Annotated in this window: 15 protein-coding genes; 2 read left to right on the plus strand and 13 right to left on the minus strand. The window is 71.4% G+C overall.

Annotation, left to right across the window (positions count from 1 at the left end; all coding sequences use genetic code 11):
• Positions 1–39: 39 nt before the first annotated feature.
• The 13 genes from ACFWV3_RS36175 to ACFWV3_RS36235 are packed head-to-tail and all read right to left on the minus strand — an operon-like array spanning position 40 to position 17,739.
• On the minus strand, positions 40–1,710 hold the full coding sequence (locus ACFWV3_RS36175) for a DUF885 domain-containing protein (protein ID WP_382418234.1): 1,671 nt from the start codon (positions 1,708–1,710) through the stop codon (positions 40–42).
• Complete coding sequence (locus tag ACFWV3_RS36180; RefSeq protein ID WP_382418236.1) at positions 1,707–2,747, minus strand: MupA/Atu3671 family FMN-dependent luciferase-like monooxygenase; 1,041 nt, start codon at positions 2,745–2,747, stop codon at positions 1,707–1,709. Before ACFWV3_RS36180 ends, ACFWV3_RS36175 begins: the two co-directional genes overlap by 4 nt.
• The gene (locus ACFWV3_RS36185) at positions 2,744–3,979 is read right to left on the minus strand and encodes an MFS transporter (RefSeq protein WP_382418238.1); all 1,236 of its coding nucleotides are present in this window, start codon (positions 3,977–3,979) and stop codon (positions 2,744–2,746) included. Before ACFWV3_RS36185 ends, ACFWV3_RS36180 begins: the two co-directional genes overlap by 4 nt.
• Positions 3,976–5,376, minus strand: a complete 1,401-nt coding sequence (locus ACFWV3_RS36190; protein ID WP_382418240.1) for an AMP-binding protein — start codon at positions 5,374–5,376, stop codon at positions 3,976–3,978. The genes ACFWV3_RS36185 and ACFWV3_RS36190 overlap by 4 nt, the downstream gene beginning before the upstream one ends.
• A complete protein-coding gene (locus tag ACFWV3_RS36195) occupies positions 5,373–6,443 on the minus strand; it encodes an HAD-IIIC family phosphatase (protein WP_382418300.1) in 1,071 nt (356 codons plus the stop codon). The genes ACFWV3_RS36190 and ACFWV3_RS36195 overlap by 4 nt, the downstream gene beginning before the upstream one ends.
• On the minus strand, positions 6,440–7,402 hold the full coding sequence (locus tag ACFWV3_RS36200) for a 3-oxoacyl-[acyl-carrier-protein] synthase III C-terminal domain-containing protein (RefSeq protein WP_382418241.1): 963 nt from the start codon (positions 7,400–7,402) through the stop codon (positions 6,440–6,442). Before ACFWV3_RS36200 ends, ACFWV3_RS36195 begins: the two co-directional genes overlap by 4 nt.
• Complete coding sequence (locus ACFWV3_RS36205) at positions 7,399–8,493, minus strand: acyl-CoA dehydrogenase family protein (RefSeq protein WP_382418243.1); 1,095 nt, start codon at positions 8,491–8,493, stop codon at positions 7,399–7,401. The genes ACFWV3_RS36200 and ACFWV3_RS36205 overlap by 4 nt, the downstream gene beginning before the upstream one ends.
• Positions 8,490–8,729: a phosphopantetheine-binding protein gene (locus tag ACFWV3_RS36210; protein ID WP_382418245.1), complete on the minus strand. Its 240-nt coding sequence runs from the start codon at positions 8,727–8,729 to the stop codon at positions 8,490–8,492. Before ACFWV3_RS36210 ends, ACFWV3_RS36205 begins: the two co-directional genes overlap by 4 nt.
• A complete protein-coding gene (locus ACFWV3_RS36215; protein ID WP_382418247.1) occupies positions 8,726–9,568 on the minus strand; it encodes a 3-hydroxyacyl-CoA dehydrogenase family protein in 843 nt (280 codons plus the stop codon). The genes ACFWV3_RS36210 and ACFWV3_RS36215 overlap by 4 nt, the downstream gene beginning before the upstream one ends.
• Positions 9,565–12,891 carry a thioester reductase domain-containing protein gene (locus ACFWV3_RS36220; RefSeq protein WP_382418249.1) on the minus strand — a complete coding sequence of 1,109 codons (3,327 nt, stop codon included), beginning with the start codon at positions 12,889–12,891 and terminating at the stop codon, positions 9,565–9,567. Before ACFWV3_RS36220 ends, ACFWV3_RS36215 begins: the two co-directional genes overlap by 4 nt.
• Positions 12,888–13,181 (minus strand): acyl carrier protein, encoded by a 294-nt coding sequence (locus ACFWV3_RS36225; RefSeq protein ID WP_382418251.1) that lies wholly within the window; start codon positions 13,179–13,181, stop codon positions 12,888–12,890. The genes ACFWV3_RS36220 and ACFWV3_RS36225 overlap by 4 nt, the downstream gene beginning before the upstream one ends.
• Complete coding sequence (locus tag ACFWV3_RS36230) at positions 13,178–15,991, minus strand: condensation domain-containing protein (RefSeq protein ID WP_382418253.1); 2,814 nt, start codon at positions 15,989–15,991, stop codon at positions 13,178–13,180. Before ACFWV3_RS36230 ends, ACFWV3_RS36225 begins: the two co-directional genes overlap by 4 nt.
• A complete protein-coding gene (locus ACFWV3_RS36235; RefSeq protein WP_382418255.1) occupies positions 15,988–17,739 on the minus strand; it encodes a non-ribosomal peptide synthetase in 1,752 nt (583 codons plus the stop codon). Before ACFWV3_RS36235 ends, ACFWV3_RS36230 begins: the two co-directional genes overlap by 4 nt.
• 425 nt (positions 17,740–18,164) lie before the next feature.
• Here ACFWV3_RS36235 and ACFWV3_RS36240 point away from each other — a divergent pair, with 425 nt between their 5' ends.
• The gene (locus ACFWV3_RS36240) at positions 18,165–18,971 is read left to right on the plus strand and encodes a hypothetical protein (RefSeq protein ID WP_382418257.1); all 807 of its coding nucleotides are present in this window, start codon (positions 18,165–18,167) and stop codon (positions 18,969–18,971) included.
• 3 nt (positions 18,972–18,974) lie between these two features.
• Complete coding sequence (locus ACFWV3_RS36245; RefSeq protein WP_382418259.1) at positions 18,975–19,502, plus strand: hypothetical protein; 528 nt, start codon at positions 18,975–18,977, stop codon at positions 19,500–19,502.
• Positions 19,503–19,517 lie beyond the last annotated feature (15 nt).

The following is a 19,517-nucleotide window of genomic DNA, read 5'->3' on the forward strand; positions in this document are numbered from 1 at the left end:
GGTTGGGGGCGCACCGGTTCGCGGTGCGCCCCCGGTCCGTCAGAGCCTCGCCAGCTGCACCCGCAACGTGTCCAGCCCCATCGAGCCCATCTCCAGCGCCCGCATGTGGAAGTCCTTGAGGTCGAACGCCTCCCCGTGCCGCCCACGGGCGTCCGCGATCGCCTCCAGCCACATGCGCTCGCCGAGCTTGTACGACGTGGCCTGCGCCGGCCAGCCGAGGTAGCGGTCCACCTGGTCGCGCGAGAGCGACTCGCGGACCGTGGTGCGGGTCAGGAAGAACTCCAGTGCCAGCGCGGGCGTCCACCGCGCGCCCTCGTGGAAACCGGTGCCGCGCGGGATGTCCAGGCCGAGGTGCAGGCCGATGTCCAGGATCACCCGCGTCGCCCGGTACATCTCGTCGGTGAGCGAGCCGAAGACGTCGCCGTCCGACGACACGTACCCCAGCTCCCGCATCAGCTTCTCGGCGTACAGCGCCCATCCCTCGCCGTGGCCGTAGGAGAACGCCAGCAGCCGCTGGTACTTGTTCAGCCTGTCCGCCTGGTGCACTGCGGTGCCGAGTTGCAGGTGGTGACCGGGCACGCCCTCGTGGTATAGCGTCGAGATCTGCCGCCAGGTGTGGAACCGGGTCTGGTCGGCCGGTGCGCTCCACCAGGTGCTGCCGGCGCGGGAGAAGTCCTCGGTGGGCGCGGCGTAGTACTGGCCGACGGACCCTCCGGGCGGGGCTTGGCGCACCTCGAAGCGCATCAGCTCGTCGGGGATGTCGAAGTGGACACCGCGCAGGTCGCTCAGCGCCTGGTCGCTCAGCTTCTGCATCCACGCGCCGTACTCGTCCCGTCCCTCGACGAGGTAGCGGGGGTCGGCGTCCAACACCACCGCGGCCTCGGCCAGTGACGCACCGGGCTTGATGCGGTCGGCGAGCGCCAGCATCTCCTTCTCCACACGGGCGAACTCGCCCCACGCCCACTCGTACGCCTCGTGCAGGTCGATCCGAGCGCCGAGGAACTGGCGTGACCAAAGAGCATAGGTGTCCGGGCCGACGCCGTCGCGGTCCGGAGCCTGCGGGGCGATCTCCTCGCGCAGGCAGGTCGCGAACCCCGCGAACGCCGCGTTGGCCGCCTCCGCGTGCGTCTCCAGCTTCGCGCGGAGGCTCGCCGGGACGTTTCCGGCGCCGCGGACGAACTTCGTGAAGAACGCCTCGGGGTCCGCGTTGCCCGCCCACGTGTCGCACTGGCCGGCGATCTTGGTGAGCTGACGGCCGGACGTGGAGGTGCCGCGCCGCAACGCACTCGCGAGGGAGGCGGCGAGACCGTTCAGCGTCTCGGGCACCTTCGCCATGCGCCGGGCGACCTTCTCCCAGTCCTCCCGGGTCTCCGGGTTCATGAGGTCGAACGCGATCCGGATGTCCTGGACGGGACTGTTGATCGTGTTGACGCACGCTTCGTCGAGCCCGGCCTCGAACATGTCCAGCTCGGTGCCGACCCGTTCCTGGAAGACCTCCCGCGCCAGCTCCTCGGCCTCGTCGGCGGCGGGCGCGTCGGCCATCTCGCGCAACGTGCGGGCGCGCAGCTCGCCGCGGGCCTTGTAGCCGTCCGGCGAGAAGTCCGTCAGGTTCTCGTCGTGGCCGGGGATGCCGAGGTAGCTGCCGTTGATCGGGTCGAGCGCGGCGAACTCGTCGATGTACCGGTCGGACAGCGCGTGGACGTTGGTCAAGGCTTCCTCGCAAGGAGTCGGAGCTCGTTCAGGTGGTCGAGGCCCGCCAGGACCTGTTTGGTGTCGATGCCGAAGTCGATCAGGCAGGCGATCTCGTCGACGCCGATGGCCCGCGCCCGTTCGACCACCTTCAGGGCCTTGGGCACGGTGCCGAGCAGCCCGCCGTCGTCGTAGTAGCGGTCGAACGAGCGCTGCACCAGGAAGTCCACTTCGGACTCGCGCAGCTTCGACGGGTCGATCTTCCTCGCGCCGGGCAGCTGCGACCCCAGCAGCAGGTTGATCGAGCTGCGCAGGTAGGCGGACATCGGCTCGCGGACGATCTCGCGCACGTCGTCCTCGTCGTCGCCGAGGAACGCGTGCACCATCAGCACGACGTGCGCGGCGTCGCCCGCCTCCTCGCGGTACTGCGCGATCTTGTCCGCCAGCTCGTCCAGGTCCTGGCCGAGCAGGTGGGTGAGCAGGCCTGCCTTGATGCGGCCGGCGTTGCGGAACGTCTCGGCGCCACCCGCGCTGGTGACCCAGATCGGCAGCTCGTGCTGCACGGGCGGCGGGAAGACCTTGACCTCGCTGGTGTTCCCCACGCCGTCGGTGAACGGCATCTTCTCCCCACGCCACAGCGAGCGGAGCTGCTCGACGTTCTCGATCACCACCTGGCGGCGGTTCTCGTAGTTCTCCGGGCGCAGCACGAAGTCCGTCGCGTGCCAGCCGGACGCCAGCGAGATGCCGGCCCTGCCGCCGGAGAGGTTGTCGACGACCGACCACTCCTCGGCGATCCGCAGCGGGTGGTGCAGCGGCGAGACGACGCTGCCCGCGCGGATGCCGATCCGTTCGGTCACGGCGGCGATCGCGGCGCCCGCCACGGCCGGGTTCGGGTAGATCCCGCCGAACGGGTGGAAGTGCCGCTCCGGCGTCCACACCGCGGCGAAGTCGTGGGCGTCGGCGAACTTCGCGCCCGACAGCAGCAGGTCGTACCGGTTCGCGTCGAGCGAGCAGTTGTCGTTGGCGAAGTAGAACAGGCTGAAGTCCACCGCGGTCACACCGCCTTTTCCTGGAGTCGGGTGGCGGCCGCCCACCGGGCGACCGACGGCGCCGCGAGACCCGCGGCCAGCAGGACGGCACCGAGCACGAGCCAGCCCGGCCAGCCCTGGTCGATGATCAGCGTGGTCACGACGAGCGGGGTGACCATCGACCCGAGGTTCGAGGTCATGCCGAAGAAGCCCTGGTACTGCCCGTGGGCGTGTTCGGGCGCCAGTTCGTAGGCCAACGCCCAGGATCCCGCGCTGTACAGGAGTTCGCTGACCGCGTGCACCACCGCGCCGGCCAGCAGGAACGCGATCGCGACCCACATCGACTGGCCCTGGGCGAACGCGAAGAGCGCGCAGCACACCGCCAGCAGCACACCGCAGCGCCGCAACGCCTTCGCGCCACCCTCGATCGTCTCGGCGCCCTCACTGGCCCGGACCTGGAACAGCACGACCATCACCGTGTTGAGCACCAGGATCACGGAGTAGAGCACCGGCGGCGCGCTGGTCTTCTGCGAGATCCAGATCGGCAGCGCGACGAGCAGAATGCCGACGTTCATCACCAGCAAGGTGTTCAGCAACCCGAACACGGCGAACGGCCGGTCCTTGAGCACCTCCCACCGGCTGGCGCCCGCGGGCCGGTCGACCTTGGGCGCGTTCGGCAGCTTCAGGTACACCAGGCCGCTGGCCGCGTACAGCACGGCGCAGATCACCAGCAGCGTCACGTAGACCGGCCGGGAGTCGGCGGTCAGCGCGACACCACCGCCCAGCGCACCGACCGAGAAGCCGATGTTGTTGGCGGACCGGGTGTACGCGCGCGCCTTGATGCGTTCCTCCGGCGGCATCGCGGCCGCCACCACCGTCGCCTGCGACGAGTGGGCGCCGGACTCCGCGATGTAGACGAGGCTCGCCACCACCGCGAACGCCACCGCGCCCTCGGCGAGCACGTACCCGGCGATGAACGCGCCGCGCACGAGGTGGAAGGCGATGGCGGCGGTGCGGGCGCCCATCACGTCGATCAGGTGGCCCAGCGGGACGCTCACGGCCATCTTCAGCGCGGCCGCGATCGTCAGGCCGATGCCCACCTGGGTGGCGGGGATGTGCACCGAGTTCGTGAAGTACAGCACGACGACGGTGAGCAGCATGCCGTTGGACAGGCCGTGTCCGAGGTTGGCCGCCACCAGCACCCTGACCGGGCCGGCCGGCGGGTAGATCTGGCGGATCAGCTTCTCGTGCAACGCGGTCATGAGCTCACCAGCTCTCGCAGGACCTTGCGGTCCGCCTTGCCGTTGGCGTTCAGCGGGATCTCCGGGAGGTGGTGGAAGCGCCGGGGCACCATGTGGATCGGCAACCGCTTGCGCAGCCACCGCACCAGTTCGACGGTGGTGTGCGGCTCGCCGGTGAAGTACGCGACCAGCTCGGTCTCGGCGCCGGTGTCGGCGGCGATCACCACGACGTCGCGCACGCCCTCGTGCCCGCGCAGGGCGGCCTCGACCTCGCCGAGCTCGATCCGGTAGCCGCGGATCTTCACCTGGTTGTCGAGCCGGCCGAGGTGCACCCAGTTCCCGTTCTCCTCGCGCACCCGGTCGCCGGTCCGGTAGTAGTGCCCGTCCGACAGCGGGAGGTGCGCCGGCAGGAACCGGCCGGTGTTGTCGGCCGGGTCGAGGTAGCCGGCGAACCGCTGCGAGCCGCGCACGCACAGCTCGCCGTCGTCGAGCACGACCGAGTCGAGGAAGGCGTAGACGGGGCCGATGGGCACGGTGTCGTTCGACGTCTCCGGCCACCGCGCGGGATCGCTGGGCAGCGTGTACTCGGTGCACGCCACCGTCAGCTCGGTCGGGCCGTAGACGTTCGTGATGACCGCTTGCGGCGCGACCTCCTGCCACGCCCGCGCCTGCCCGTACGTGAGCTGCTCGCCGATGAAGATGCTGTGCCGCAACGAGTTCTCGACGCCCGTGGGCAGGTTGCCGAGGTTCGCGCTCACCGAGACGACCGACGGCACCGAGAACCAGTGCGTGATCCCCCGCTCGGCCAGGTACCTCACCGGTTCGAGCAGCTCGGCGCGTTCCGGCACGACCAGGGTCGCGCCACCGCCCCAGGTGACGAACAGGTCGAACACCGACGGGTCGAACGTGAGGTCGAACGTGTGCGACATCCGGCAGCCGGGGCCGACCTCGAACTTCGCGATGTTGTGCGCGATGTAGGGCTCGAGGTTGGCGTGCGTGATCGGCACGCCCTTCGGCCTGCCGGTCGAGCCGGAGGTGAACAGGACGTACGCGACGTCCTGCTCGGCCGGCGACGGCAGCTCGCCGTCCCGTTCGTCCACTTCGGACAGCACGAGATCCGGCTTCGCCAGGTCCAGGATCGCCTGGTTGCGCGACTCCGGGTGGGCCGGGTTGATCGGCGTCACGGTGGCACCGAGCCGTTGTGCGGCGAGGTATCCGAGGTACGTGGGCAGCGACCGGTCGGCCGGCAGCGCGATCCGCGCCGGCACCGAACCGTGCGCCGCGAGGATGCCGGCCGCCACCGCGTCGGACCGCTCGCGCAGCTCCCGGTAGGTCAGGGCCTCTCCCCCGACCTCGATCGCGACGTGGTCCGGGTGGCGCTCGGCCGACCGCGCGAACCAGTGGTACAGCGTGTTCATGCGAGCCTCACCGCGTCCAGGGTCATGGTGGTCGGTGGCTCGTGCCGCTGGGGCACGAGGTGGAGGTGCTGGACGTCCCCAGTCCCCCTGTTCGCGGTCCCCCTGTTCGCGGTCCCCACGTCCGCGAGGCACGCGCAGTCCTCCGTGCGGAACCCGGCGAACCGGTAGGCGACCTCCATCATGCGGTTGCGCTCGGTCTTCTTGAAGTCCGCGACGAGGTGCGCGTCCGCCTCGGCCGCCTCGGTGGCGAGCCACCGCAGCAGCACCGCTCCGGCGCCGAACGCGACCACCCGGCACGACGTCGCCAGAAGCTTCAGGTGCCAGGCCCGGCCGAGCTTCTCCAGCAGCAGCAACCCGACCGCGCCGTGCGGGCCGAACCGGTCCGCCATCGTCACGACGAGCACCTCGTGCCGCGGATCGGCGAGCAGCGCCCGCAGGTCCTCGTCCGAGTAGTGCACGCCGGTCGCGTTCATCTGGCTGGTGCGCAGGGTCAGCTCCTCGGCCCGCGCCAGCTCGTACTCGGTGGCCCTGCTGATCGTCATGACCAGGTCGAGCGACCTCAGGAACTCCTCGTCGGGGCCGGCGTGCTCGGCCCGTGCGGTGTCCCGCCGGAAGCCCGCCTGGTACATCTCGCGCCGCCGGGCCGAGTCGACGGTGATGGTCGCCGGCGTGAACTCCTGCAACCCCACCAGCTCCGCGACCCGTTCGGCCTCGTAGACCCGCACCTCGGGCAGGTGGTAGGTGACCTCGGCGCGTTCGGTGGGCTGGTCGTCCACGAACGCGATGGTGTCCAGGGCGAAGTTCAGCTTGTCCGCGATCTCCCGCACCGACTCGGACTTGGCGCCCCAGCCGATCCGCGGCAGCACGAAGTACTCGGCGACGCCGAGCTTCTCCAGCCACTCCCACGCGTGGTCGTGGTCGTTGCGGCTCGCGACGGACTGCAGGATCCCCCGCCGGTCCAGCTCGACGATCGTCTCGCGGACCTCGTCGGAGAGCGTCGGTTCGAAGCCCTCCAGCAGGGTTCCCGCCCACAGGGTCCGGTCGAGGTCCCAGACGAGGCATTTCACAGTTCCCACAACGTCACCGCCCAGGCGGCGACCGGGCTGTTGTTCAGCACCAGCACCAGATCTCCCTCGGCGAGCTCCCCGCTCGCCAGCAGCCGGTCGAGGTTCAGCACCACGTCCATCGCGCCGAGATGGCCGTGGCGGCTCAGGTTCTCCTTGCAGACGGGGTGAATCGTCAGGTCCAAAAGGGACTGGTAGAAGTCGTACGCGCCGGCCGTGACGTTCTGCATCAGCGTCGCGGCCACGTCGGCCCGGTCGATCCCCGCGTCCGCGAGCACGGCCTTCACGAGCTTCCCGAGCCGCACCTTGCTGTGCATGGCCAGCTCGAAGCGGTAGCGGTCGGGCGACTCGCACTCCTCCCGCCACTCGTACCAGGGCGTCTGCTTGTAGTCGACGCCGAACAGGTCGTGGAACGTGCCGTCGGTCGCCATCCGGTGCGCCCGCAGGACCGGCCGCCCGCCCTTGACCAGCGTCATCGCGCACGCGCCGTCGCCGATCACGGTGACCGGGAACCGCACCCGGTCCGCGCCCGTCGGCCTGCTGGCGTGCGTGATCAGCACCGACTGCCTCGCCGGGTCGGCGAGCAGCAGGTCCCTGCCGAGCGCCCAGGCGGCGCTGGACCCCGTGCAGCCCAGGCCGTCGACGGTGAAGGCGAACGCGCCGGTCAGCTTCGTCTCGGCCTGCACGCGGCAGACGTCCGAGCCGAGCAGCACGTCCGGGGCGCGCGGCCCGACCAGCATCAGCAGGTCGGGTTCGACGGGGTCGCGGTCCAGCAGCTCCCGCGTCGCCCGCACGGCCAGGTCGCCCGCCGTGACGTCGTCGAACTCGGAGATCGTCTCGACACCGCAGGTGCGGGCGAACTCCGCCTCGTCGTGGCCCAGCGCCTCGAACTCGGGCAGCTCGCTCACCTTCACGAGCTGCTCCGGGAGCACGCAGTGGATGGAGCCGATGCCGATGCTCATGCCGCACCCGCCAGCAGCAGCCGCGAGATCTCGTTGCTGCCCTCGATGATCTCCATGAGCTTCGCGTCCCGGTACGCCCTGGCCACCGGGTGGGTGTCCCGCGCGCCCGCCGACCCCAGCACCTGGACGGCGGTGGCCGCCGCACGGGCCGCGTTGGTCGCCGAGACGTGCTTGGCGAGCACGGACGCGGTCACCAGCTCCGGTGTGCCGTCGTCCCAGCACCGGCTGGCGTGCTCGCACATCCTGGTCGCGACCTGCTCCGCGACGAGCAGGTCCGCGAGGTGCCCGGCGACCAGCTGGTGCTCGGCCAGTGCGACGCCGAACTGCGTGCGCGACCGCGCGTGCTCCGTGGCCTCCTTGAGGCAGGTGCGCAGCATTCCCACGCAGCCCCAGGCGATCGAGAGCCTGCCGTAGGTCAGCGCGGACGTGACCAGCAGGCCGAGCGACATGCCGGCGCCGCTGAGCAGGTGGTCCGCGGGCAGCCGGACGTCGTCGAGCCGGACCACGGCGTGACCGGCGGCGCGGCAACCGAGCGGTTCGGGGATCCGTTCGACGTGCACGCCTTCCGCGTTCGTCGGCACCACGACGGCACCGGCGCCCTCGCCGAACCTGCCGAACACCACGACCAGGTCGGCGTAGGCGGCGACCGTGATCCAGACCTTCCCGCCCGACACGACGACCTCGTCGCCGTCGCGCCGGATCTCGGTCGTCATGGACGCCAGGTCGCTGCCCGCACCGGACTCGCTGAACGCGACCGCGGCCAGCTCGCCGCTCGTCAGCCGGGGCAGGAACTCCGCCCGCTGCTTGCGCGACCCCAGGCGGGTGACGACCCACGCGGCCATGCCGTGCGAGGTCGCCACGCTCCTGGTCGAGCCGCACAACGTGCCGAGGTGCGCGGTCAGCTCGCCGTTCTCGACGCTGGACAGCCCGAGCCCACCGTCCGATGTGGACACCTGAGCGCAGAGAACGCCCTTGGCGCCCAGCTCGCGCAGAACCTCCACGGGCAGCACGCCCGCGCGGTCCCACTCGGCCGCCCGGTCCGCCACGCGCTCGGTCAGCAGCTCCAGCGCGGAGCCGAGGACGTCGCTCACGGTGTGGCCGCCTGCAGCTCGTGCACCATCTTCTCGATGCGGCTGATCGTGCGGAAGTTGTCGATGCTCAGGTACTCGCCCTCGACCTCCACGCCGTGCGCCTTCTCCAGGTACACGACGAGCTCCAGCGCGAACAACGACGACACGACACCCGCGGCGAACAGGTCCTCGTCCGGCTCCCACGTCCTCTTGGTGCGGGAGACGAGGAAGTCGTGCAGCCCCACAGTGATGTTCACGCCCAGACCCCTCCGTGCTCGTAGAATCCCTTGCCCGTCTTGCGTCCGAACTCGCCGTCGCGCACCTTCGCGAGCAGCAGGTCGCACGGCGCGTAGCCCGCGTCCCCCGTGCGTTCGTGCAGCACCCGCAGGCTGTCCGCGACGTTGTCCAGCCCGATGAGGTCCGCCGTCGCCAGCGGCCCGGTGCGGTGGCCGAGACAGCCCTCGAACAGCGCGTCCACGTCCTGCGGCGTGGCCAGGCCCTCCTCGACGATGCGGGCGGACTCGTTGATGACCCGTTGCAACACGCGGTTGATGACGAACCCGGGCCCGTCGCCGACGACGACCAGGTCGCGGTCGAGCTTGCCGAGCAGGCCGCGCACGGAGTCCATCGCGGCCTCGCCGGTGCGCGGGCCGCGGATCACCTCGACCATGCGGATCACGTACGGCGGGTTCATGAAGTGCGCGCCCGCCACGTCCTCCGGCCGTTGCACGACCGACGCCAGCTCGTCGACCGGGATGGCCGAGGTGTTGGTGAGCAGCAACGTGCCCGGCGCGACGACCGACGAGACCTCGGCGAGCACCTTGGCCTTGAGGTCGGCCAGCTCGGTGACGGCCTCGACCACCGCCTCGGCCGTCGCGGCGTCGCCCAGGTCCGTGGTGCACACCAGCTCGCCCGCCGGCCCGGACTTGGGCATCGTGCCCATGATCTTCGCGCCGCGCAGCTGCTGCTTCACCGCGGCACGGGCCGCCGTGAGCTTGTCGTCGTCGACGTCCACGAGGGTGACGTCGACGCCGTGTCCGATGGCGAGCGTGGCGATGCCGGTGCCCATCACGCCCGCGCCGAGTACCGCGATCATGAGTTCTCCCCGAGTTCCCGAGTTCCGGCGATCTCCGGCAGCACGGCGCGCATCGCGCCGTTCCGCTCCGCCAGGTACGCCAGCCCGCCCCGCAGGACCGCGGTGGTCGGTGCGGAGCTGAGGTCGTTGTCCCGCAACCAGGAGCGCCACGCCGTGGCCTCCATGCCGTCCTCGCCCAGCTCGTGGCCCTCCACCTCGTAGAGCGCCATCGTGGACAGCACCTCGTTGCCGGTGGCCAGGGCCTCCTTGCCGACCAGCGCGAGCCACTCGTCCGACGGCAGCGGTTTCGTCTGGAGGTCGAGCAGCTCGAACACCTGGCGCAGGCCGTGGCACTTCTCGTCGATCAGGTGGTAGGCGCGGCCGATGGCACGGGCGTCGACGGACAGCTCCGCGATCGCCCTGGCCACGACGTCGACCGGTGCCATCGGGTTCGCCCGGTCGTCGACCGGGTGCGCGCCGACGGCCAGGCCGCTCGCCAGGATGTGCCAGATCAGGTCGCGGTCGTTGCAGGCACCCGTGCGGCTGTCGGCGAGGATGAACCCCGGCCGGAAGATCCGCACGCGCATGCCGTCGGCCTCTGCCCGCTCCAGCAGCCGTTCGCCCGCCCACTTGCCGGCGCCGTACCCGCCCTGCTGCGGGTCGAGCGACTGGGCGCGCTTCTCCAGCACCCTGCCGTCCACACCGAGCGCGGGGGCCGTCGCCGCCACCGTGGACACGAAGCTGAACTCGCCGACGCCGCTCTCGCGCATCCACCGCAGCAGCTCGACCATCGGCAGCACGTTGTCCTCGCGCAGCACCCGGTACGGCTCGGTGAACACGACCTTCGCGGCGATGTGCAGCACCTGGCCGACGTCCGCGGCCAGCTCGGGGTGCGCCCGGCAGACGTCGCCGATCTCACGGAGGTCACCGGGGACCGCCCGCACGCGGGACGGGTCCGGTGCCGGCAGCAGGTACTTCTCGGCGGCCTCGCTCAGCCGCGCCCACGCCTCGGCCTCGTCCGCGGCCCTGACCAGGCAGTGGATGGTGCCCTGCCTGGCCTTCTGCAGCTCGTGCAGCACGAACGCGCCCAGGAAGCCGGTGGCGCCGGTGACCAGCACGCCGGTCCCGTTGTTGGCCGGTGCGACCTCACCGAGCGGCAGCTGGATGTCGGCGTCCATCAGGTCGCCGTCGCCGTCCGCGATCGGGTCGATGTCGGCGGAGCCGCGTTCGGCACCGGCGAGCTTGCCGCGGATGATCTCGGCGATCCGCCGCACGGTGGCCTTGCTGCCGCCCGCGCGGTGGACGTTCACCAGCACGCCGTGGCGTTGCTGCAGCTCGAACGCCATCTGCACGGACAGCAGGGAGGTGCCGCCGAGCGAGCCGAACTCGTCGTCGATGCCGATCGTCTCGACGCCGAACAGCTCGCGCCAGACCTCGGCGACGTCGGCCTCCACGTCGTCCCCGACGGGCGCCTTCTCCGGAACTGGTTGCGCGGCACCGGGTTGCGGCACCGCGGCGATCGGGGGCAGCCGGTCGAGCAGCCAGTACCGCCTGCGCTGGAACGGGTACGTCGGCAGCGTGACCCGCCGGCCCTTCGACACGGCGTCCCAGCGGACGTCGACCCCGTGGAGCCAGGCCGTGGTCAGCGCGTCCCAGAGGTCGGTTCCGACGACGACGGCGTCCTTCGGCGGTGCGACCGGGGTTTCCGCCACGACCTGGGTCGACGCGGGCAGTGCCGCGAGCAGGTCGGGTGACGCCTCGCCGACGACGATCGCGCGACGGGCGGCACCCCGCTTCGTCTGAACCGCCGGTGGCCGCGGCAGCCGCAGGGCCGCCGAGAGCTTCCCCGGTGCCGCGGTGACGACGCGTCGTTCCGCGAAGGACTGCCGGCCGACCCGCAGCGTGTGCGCGATGTCCTCGGCCGGGTGCTCGCCGCGGTCCAGCTCGTCGGCCAGCCGCTTCGACATCGCGTCCAGCTCGCCGCGCGACCGCGCCGACAGCACCAGCCGCACGACGTCGCCGGGCTCGGCCGGCGGCTTCGCGACGACGGGCGGGGCGGCGAGCACGGCGGCGACGTTCGTGCCGCCGACGCCCATCGAGTTCACCAGCACGTGCCGGTTCGGGTCCGTGTCGCTGCCCGCCGTCCTCGAGAGGTAGAACGGGCTCTCGGCCAGCTCGCCCTCGTCACGGGCGCGGTCGAAGAACGGGTGCGGCGGCAGCGTCCCGGTATGCGCGATGTGCACGGCCTTGATGAACCCCGCGATGCCCGCGGCCGGTCCGCAGTGCCCGAGGTTGGTCTTCACCGACCCCAGCCCGACGAACCCGGTGCGGTGCGTGCTGCGCCGCAGGCCCTTGCTCAGCCCGATCAGCTCGACGTGGTCGCCGAGCGGCGTGCCGGAACCGTGCGCCTCGACGTACCGCAGGTCGTCGGCCGACACGCCGGCGATCCGCAGCGCCGTCGCGACGACCTCCGCCACCCCGGCGGGACTCGGTGCGGTGTAGCCGGGCCGGTCCGCGCCGTCGTTGCCGACCGCGCTGCCCTTGACGACCGCGAGGATCGGGTCGCCGTCCGCCAGCGCGTCCGCGAGGCGCCGCAACGCGACCACGCCGACGCCGGAGCTGAACGACGTGCCGCTCGACTTCGCGTCGAACGACCGGCAGAAGCCGTCCTCCGACAGCAGCCCGCCGGGCTGGTAGTGGTAGCCCGCCAACGGTTCCAGCGCCGTCGAGCCACCGGCCAGCGCGATGTCGCACTCACCGGACAGCAGGCTCAGCACGGCGTAGTGCACCGCGTACAACGACGACGAGCACGCCGTCTGCACGCTCACCGCCGGGCCGCGCATGCCGAGCTTGTAGGCGACTCGCGAGGTGAGGAAGTCGGCCTGGCCGCCGAGGGTGAGGCCGAGGTCGTCGATGGCCGCGGCGAGCCCTTCGGCCTGCGTCTTCGCGGCGAACACCGCCGCCGAGTACGTCCCGGCCGCACTGCCCGCGAAGACGCCCGTGACGGGACCGTCCTTGCGGGGCGGATGCCCGGCCGCCTCCAGCGCCTCCCAGCAGACCTCCAGGAAGATCCGCTGCTGCGGGTCGATGACGTCGACCTCGGCGGGCGGGTAGCCGAAGAACTCGCCGGCGAAGTCGGCCACGCCCGGCAGGGACGTGCCCTTGGCGACGAAGCCCGGCTGCGCGGCGACGTCGTCGGTGATGCCACCGGCCCGGCGCTGCTCCTCGGTCAGGTCCTGGACGGACACCCGGCCCGCGTCGATGTTGCGCCAGAACTCCTCGGGCGTCCAGGCGTCCGGGAAGCGGCAGCCGACGCCGACGACAGCGATGTCGGTGTCGCTCATGAAGCTTCCCTGCGCGACCGGCCGAGCAGCGCCGACCGGGACGTCGCCGCGGCGGCGACCGGTTCGTCGGTGCTCTCGAGGAACTCCGCCTGGGCGAGCACGGTGCTGTGCTCGAAGAGGTCGGCGGCCTTGAGGTCGCGGGTCGTGAGGCCGTTGAGGCGTTCCCAGAGCAGCAGCAACAGCAACGAGTTGCCGCCCGCGTCGAAGAAACTGACCTCGGTGGGCACCTCGTCCGGCGAGATGTCCAGTGCCTCGGCCCACGCCTCCCGCACGTGATCGAGCTTCGTCAACGCAGTTTCTCCTCACACGCGGGGCCATCGGGGTTCGTCACGAGCGCGGCCGCCGCCTTCTGGACGTCCGCGAGCAGGTCTTCGATCGTGTCGTCGTCGAACAGGTCGGCCTGGTAGGCGGCGGACAGCCGCAGCCCGGCCGCGGTCTCGACCACCGTCAGTTCCAGCTCGTACTTCACCGCCAGCGGGTCGAGCGGCAGCAGCACACCGTCGAGCGGCGGCCGCCAGTCGTCCCCGGAGGCGACGTACACGGGCGTCAGCGCCGGGCGGCTCAGGTCGCGCCGCGGGTGCACCGCGGCCACCACCTCGTCGAACGGGACGTCCGCCGCCCGGTAGGCCACCGAGGCGGCGTCGCGCACGCGGGCGAGCACTTCGCGCCAGGTCGGGTCGCCGCGCAGGTCCGCCCGCAGCACCAGGGTGTTCACGAACATCCCGACCGCGTCCGGGTGTTCCCGGCCCGACCAGGGGAACGCGAACAGGAAGTCGCGCTGGTCCGACCTCCGCGCCAGCGCGACCGCCAGCACCGCGGCCGTCGCCACGAACGCGCTGCAGCCCGACTCCTTCGCCACCTCCCGCAGGTCCACCGCGTCGACGGCGCGGATGGCGCCGAGGATGCTGTGGACGGACGCGCGCGGCCGGTCGTGCGGCAGCCGCACATCCGTTGGCGCGCCTTGCAAAGCGGTGATCAGCTCCGCGGAGTCGGCCTGCGCGGCCGGTCGATCCGACCGCACGGGTGCGGGCAGCTCCTCTCCGCGCACCACGGCCGCGACCTGCTCCAGCAACACCCGGACCGACGCGCCGTCGACCACCGCGTGGTGGGCGCACAACACCAGCCGGACGCCGCTCGCGACCAGCACGACCTCCGCCCTGGCCGGGGCCTCGACCGCGAGGTCGAACGGGGTCCAGCACAGCTCGGCGACGTGGTCGGCGAGCTTGCCCTCGTCCCAGCCGCGCGCATCGGTGACCGTCGCCCGCGCCGGTGGTTCCGACGCCGTGCGGACGACCCGCTTCTCCTCGTGGTCCAAGCGGAAGCGCGAGCGGAGCGACGGATGCCGGGCGAGCACGGTGTCGACCGCGTCCCGCAGCTCCTCCGCTCCCACCTCACCGGGGAAGTGCACGACGGTCGGCACCAGATACGCCGCGCGCAGCTCCGGAATCCGGTCGAGGAACCAGAACCGCTGCTGAGTCGACGTCGCCGGCACCGGACCGTCCACAGGAACGGCCTCGGTCTCCCGGTTTCCGCCGCGCAGCAGCTCCCCCAGCCGGGCCACGGTCGGCTCCGCCAGGAACTCGCTCGGCCGCACCGCCGCGCCGTGCTCCCGCCGGGCACGGGCCAGCATGCCCACCGCCAGCAGCGAATGGCCGCCGAGCGTGAAGAAGTTGTCGGTGCGCGCCGGGTCCGTGATCTCGACGCCCGCCTCGGCCAGCACCGCGCGGAACAGCTCCGCCGCCCGTCGTTCGGACTCCGACAGCGCGCCGCCGGCACGCTCCACTGTGGACATCGGCGAGGGCGACGGGATCTCCAGCGGGGTCTCCAGCGGGATCTCCAGCGGTCCGTGCGGCAGCGCGAGCCCGGCGAGCGGCGCCTCGGGCTCGGCCACCGCGCGGGCGAGCAGCGCGACGAAGTCCTCGGCCAGCCGCGGCCCGAGCTCCGCCGGGTACAGCTCCGTGTCGTGCTCCAGGGTGCCGAGCACGCCGTCCGCCGTCTCCTCGACGATCAGCAGCACGTCGTACTTCGCCGTCCCGGTCGGCAGCACGTCGGGCGCCGTCCACCTGGTCGTGTCCGGCGCCGGCATGTTCTGCAGCGCGAACCCGACCTCGACGAGCCCTCGTCCCGGCGTCCTCGCGACCAGCTGGTCGAACGGGACGCGCTGGTAGGTCATGGACCCGAACGCCTCGCGGCGCAGCTCGGCGCACCGCTGCGCGAACGTGGGCGGGCGGGTCGTGCACCGCAGCGGCACGGTGTTGACGAAGAAGCCGACCAGGTCCTCGACCGCCGGGTGGGTGCGGTTGGCGGTGACGGCACCGACCAGGAACTCGTCGCGCCCGGACCAGCGGCCGATCACCTCGCCGTACGCCGCGAGCAGCACGACGAACGGCGTGACGCGCAGCCTCCTGGCCAGCTCCCCCACGGCGTCCCAGGTGGCCGCGGGGATCGGGAAGCGGTGCTGGTCGCCGGCGTGGAAGCCGGCGGGGACCGGCCTGGCCCCGCCGAGCCGCAGGCCGGTGGGCACCGCCGCCAGCTCGGCGGCGCGCCGGGTGAGCAGCGCCTCGTCGAGCCCGGCGCGGTCCCACACCGCGAAGTCCGCGTACTGGACCGGTGGCTCGCCCAGGTCCGCGTGGCGCCCGGCGATCTCGGCGTCGTACGCGGTCCCGAGGTCGCCGAACAACGCGGGCAGCGACCACCCGTCGACGGCGATGTGGTGCACGGTCAGCAGGACCGCGTCCCCGTCCGGCTGTCCCTTCCAGACCGCGCAGCGGATCGGTGGCCCGGCGGCGAGGTCGAACCCGCGCCGTGCCTCGACGTCGGGGCTGTGGCCGACGACCTCGACGGTCACCCGTGCCTCGCCGACGACCTGGACGCGCTCGCCGTCGCGGTCCTCGTAGGTGGTCCGCAGCACCTCGTGCTTCTCGACCACCGCGAGCAGCGCCCGGTGCAGCGCGTCCTGGTCGACCTCGCCGCGCCAGTGGAAGAACAACGGCACGTTGTAGATCGGGGACTCGGGTGCGGCGGCGTGCACGAACCAAAGTCGTTCCTGAGCAAATGACAGCGGCGCGGTGGTCGCGTGCCGCCTGACGGGACCGGTCACGAGACCGCCTCGGAGTGCCGCACACGTGCGCCCAGTTCGGCGGCGGACTCGGCGAGAAGTATTTCCGCCGGTTCAACCGCGGTTACCAGGAATTCATTCATCCTGGCCGCTGCCTGAACGGCGAGCAATGAGTTTCCACCCAAATCAATGAAGTTGTCGTCTGGGTGCACACGTGCCACTCGAAGTACTTCCCGCCAGATACGACAGATGTCATCAATTTTTTCTATGGGCAGATCGACACGTGATTCCGGAACCGGTTCGAGGAGTGCGAGCAGCTCGTTCCGGTCGGCTTTTCCGGTGGGACCGAGCGGCACGTGGGACAACACCACCCACCGCGCCGGGACCATGTAGTCGGGCAACGCACCCGCTAAACGCTCCCGCAACCGCACCGGCAGTTCTTCCTGGCCACCGGCGGTGGGCAGGGCGAAACCGACGAGTGTCGCGGAAGGACCTTCGCCGACCTTTTCGACGAACACCGCGTCCACGAGCCCGGTCGCCGCGGCGGCCTGTTCGACCTCCTCGAGCTCGATGCGGAAACCGCGCAGCTTGACCTGCCGGTCGCGGCGGCCCACCACCTCGAGCGCCCCGTCCGGCAGCTGCCGGACCAGGTCCCCGGTCCGGTAGACCCGCTCGCCCGCCACCAGCACGAACCGTTCGGCGGTGAGCTCGGGACGGCCGAGGTAGCCCAGTGCGACACCGGGCCCGCCGATGCACAGCTCGCCCGTCTCACCTGCGAAAACAGGCTGGAGCCCCTCGTCGAGGACGTGCAGGGTCGTCTTCTGCAGCGGGAAGCCGATCGGGGTGCGGACGACGTCGCGCATGGCGTCGGCGGTGCACTGGAAGACGGCGGCGAACGTGGTGGTCTCGGTGGGGCCGTAGCCGTTGACGACCCGGCCGGGCGGACCTGCGGCGAGGACCTTGCGCACCATCTCGGCGTCGAGCTGCTCACCGCCCACGACCAGGTGTTCCAGGTGCTCGAAGGCCGACGGGAGCTCGCGTGCGACGGAGTGGAACAGCGAGGTCGTGAGGAACATCGTCGTGATCGACAGGTCGCGCAGCGCGGTGACCCAGTCCTCCAGGACCAGGTCCACGGGCGACGGGACGGCGACGACCGCGCCACCCACGGCCAGCGGCGCCCACACCTCGAAGGTGGTCGCGTCGAAGGCCGGGTTGGACAGGCTCGCGACCCGGTCACCGGGTCCGACGGGGCAGTACTCCGCGTCCGTCACCAGCCGGACGACGGCGCGGTGCGGCACGACCACGCCCTTGGGCCGCCCGGTCGAGCCGGACGTGTAGGCCACGTACGCGGGGTCGTCCCGGCCGACTTCCACGTCGCTGACCTGCTGCGACGGTTCCTGGGGCACGGTGACCGGGGTCAGTCCGGACGGCAGCGGCACCGTCCAGCGGGACTCGTCCACGGCACGCACGACGACCCGGGGCGCGGCCTCGTCGAGGATGACCGCCAGGCGGTCGGCGGGCGCGCGGTTGTCGAGCGGGAGGTAGGCGGCGCCGGCGCGGAGGACACCGAGGAACGCGACGACGAGGTCGACCGACGGGTTCACGGCGACCGCGACCAGGTCACCGCGCCGCACGCCCAGGCCCGCGAGCTCCGCCGCCAGCGTGCCAGCGAGGTCCCACAGCCGCCGGTAGGTGAGGTCCTCGCCCCCGCCGCTCACCGCGACGGACTCAGGGCGTTGCTCCACCTGGTCCCGGACAAGCGTCAGCACCGTCCGTTCATCCGGACGCATTGATCTCCACCCCCGCACACGTTTCTTCCGGCCCCCTATCGGGAAGCCGAATACGCCGATTCGGATCTCGTATTAGCCATTGCGCCTGAGCGCAAACGTGCAGGTACGCCACACCACGAAGTGGATCCCCCCGGACCCCGGACGACTCAAAGGCGCGCACCTCTGAGGCAGTTGCACAACGATAACTGGGCCATCAGGTGCTGCAATACGCCGTTCGATTGAACTGGGACCGGAGATCCGCTCATCCCATTCCGCCTCCCCACTCGCCCGTCTGATGTGTACAGTGCGCGGCGTGACAATCAAGTTCGCGGACCGGGACCGCGTGGATTGATCACGGCACGCGGACATCCATTTCGCCGGTGGTCGGGCATTGTCCGAAACCGGACGACCGGGGTTCCGCGTCCTGGAGCGCGGAGGGGGCAACGATGATGGACGCGGCGTTCGACGCTGCGGTCGGGAGACTGCTGGTACCGGCGGCGGGCACCGAGGTGGTGGCGCCGCTGCTGTCGTCGCTCGTGCAACTGACGCGCCCGCAGCGGGTCCTCGAGGTCGGCATGGGCTACACGACGCCCTACCTCGCGGCGGCACTGGCGCGGGTGGCGGACCAGGTGCGCGCCGAGTCGGCCGCGCTCGCGGCCAAGACCGCGAGACACCTGGACACCACCGGAGCGCTGGACACCGACTGGGTCTACGCCGAACCCGCGCTGCGCGCGCCGGGTTTCTACCTGCAGCCGTACGAGCCGCGGTTCGTCGCGGTCGACGACCTGTCCATCCCCGACTCGTCGGCGGGGCAGGTGCTCGAAGTGCTGGAGTCCCTCGGCCTCGACGACCGCGTGCAGGTGATCAACGCCAACGTCCGCGAGTGCCGCGACCTGCTGCCGGAGGACTTCGCCCCGATCGACCTCGCCTGGGTCGACGCGTGGGAGTGCCTGTACTTCTTCGACAACTTCTGGGACCTGATCAACCCGGACGGCGGCCTGCTGGTCATGCACTACCTGATGACCTACCCCGAGGGCGAGGGCATCCTCGACTACATCGCCAAGGTCGGCCGCGCGAAACCGGGCGAGCTCGAGATCGTGAACCTGCTGGAACCGCACAAGATGCTGCAGAACAGCCTCACGGTGATCCGCCGCACCAGCGCGGGCAAGGCTCGCTCCTTCGCCCGTCCAGGCGGCAAGCTGGACTTCGACGGCGAACTGCGCCGTGAGGCAGAGACCCAAGCGGGGAGATGAGCGTTGCCCGACTACATGGACCAGGACACCGCCTGCCAGGCGTTGACGACCGACCGCGACCACCTGCTCGCGGCGATCGAGGCGGACCTCGGCGGGACCCCTCCGGAGATCCACCACAACCCGCTGCGCCCGGAGCCGATCTCGCTGACCGACCTGGTGATCCACGTGTCGATGTGGGACGAGATCGTGCTGGCCGTGCTCACCGAGGCCCAGGCGGGCCGCGCGCACTGGTACGTCGACCCCCGGTGGGAGACCAGGGACTGCGGCCGGGCGCTGAACGCCGGCGGCGTCGCGGCCGGCCGGTTGCTGCCACCGGAGCTGGTGCACGACCGGTTCCGCACGGTCCGCGACGCGCTGATCACCGCGACCGCGTCCGTCGACCCCGGACTGTGGCACAAGGACCTGCCGTTCCGGCACTCCGGTGAGGAGCCGCAGACGCTGTCCGGGTTGTGCTACAAGGTGAACATGCCGGAAGCGGACCCGACTCAGTCCAAGGTGTACCAGCACGCCAGCGTGCACCTCGGTCGGTAGGAACGAAAGGGCGCG

The organism is Lentzea sp. NPDC059081 (assembly GCF_042738015.1).
In the GTDB taxonomy this organism is placed as follows: domain Bacteria; phylum Actinomycetota; class Actinomycetes; order Mycobacteriales; family Pseudonocardiaceae; genus Lentzea.

Bases quoted from the DNA above. Each gene is read 5' to 3' on its own strand.
- ACFWV3_RS36235 (WP_382418255.1), bottom strand. From the start codon at position 17,739: ATGCGTCCGGATGAACGGACGGTGCTGACGCTTGTCCGGGACCAGGTG.
- ACFWV3_RS36215 (WP_382418247.1), bottom strand. From the start codon at position 9,568: ATGATCGCGGTACTCGGCGCGGGCGTGATGGGCACCGGCATCGCCACG.
- ACFWV3_RS36200 (WP_382418241.1), bottom strand. From the start codon at position 7,402: ATGAGCATCGGCATCGGCTCCATCCACTGCGTGCTCCCGGAGCAGCTC.
- ACFWV3_RS36220 (WP_382418249.1), bottom strand. From the start codon at position 12,891: ATGAGCGACACCGACATCGCTGTCGTCGGCGTCGGCTGCCGCTTCCCG.
- ACFWV3_RS36185 (WP_382418238.1), bottom strand. From the start codon at position 3,979: ATGACCGCGTTGCACGAGAAGCTGATCCGCCAGATCTACCCGCCGGCC.
- ACFWV3_RS36240 (WP_382418257.1), top strand. From the start codon at position 18,165: ATGATGGACGCGGCGTTCGACGCTGCGGTCGGGAGACTGCTGGTACCG.
- ACFWV3_RS36190 (WP_382418240.1), bottom strand. From the start codon at position 5,376: ATGAACACGCTGTACCACTGGTTCGCGCGGTCGGCCGAGCGCCACCCG.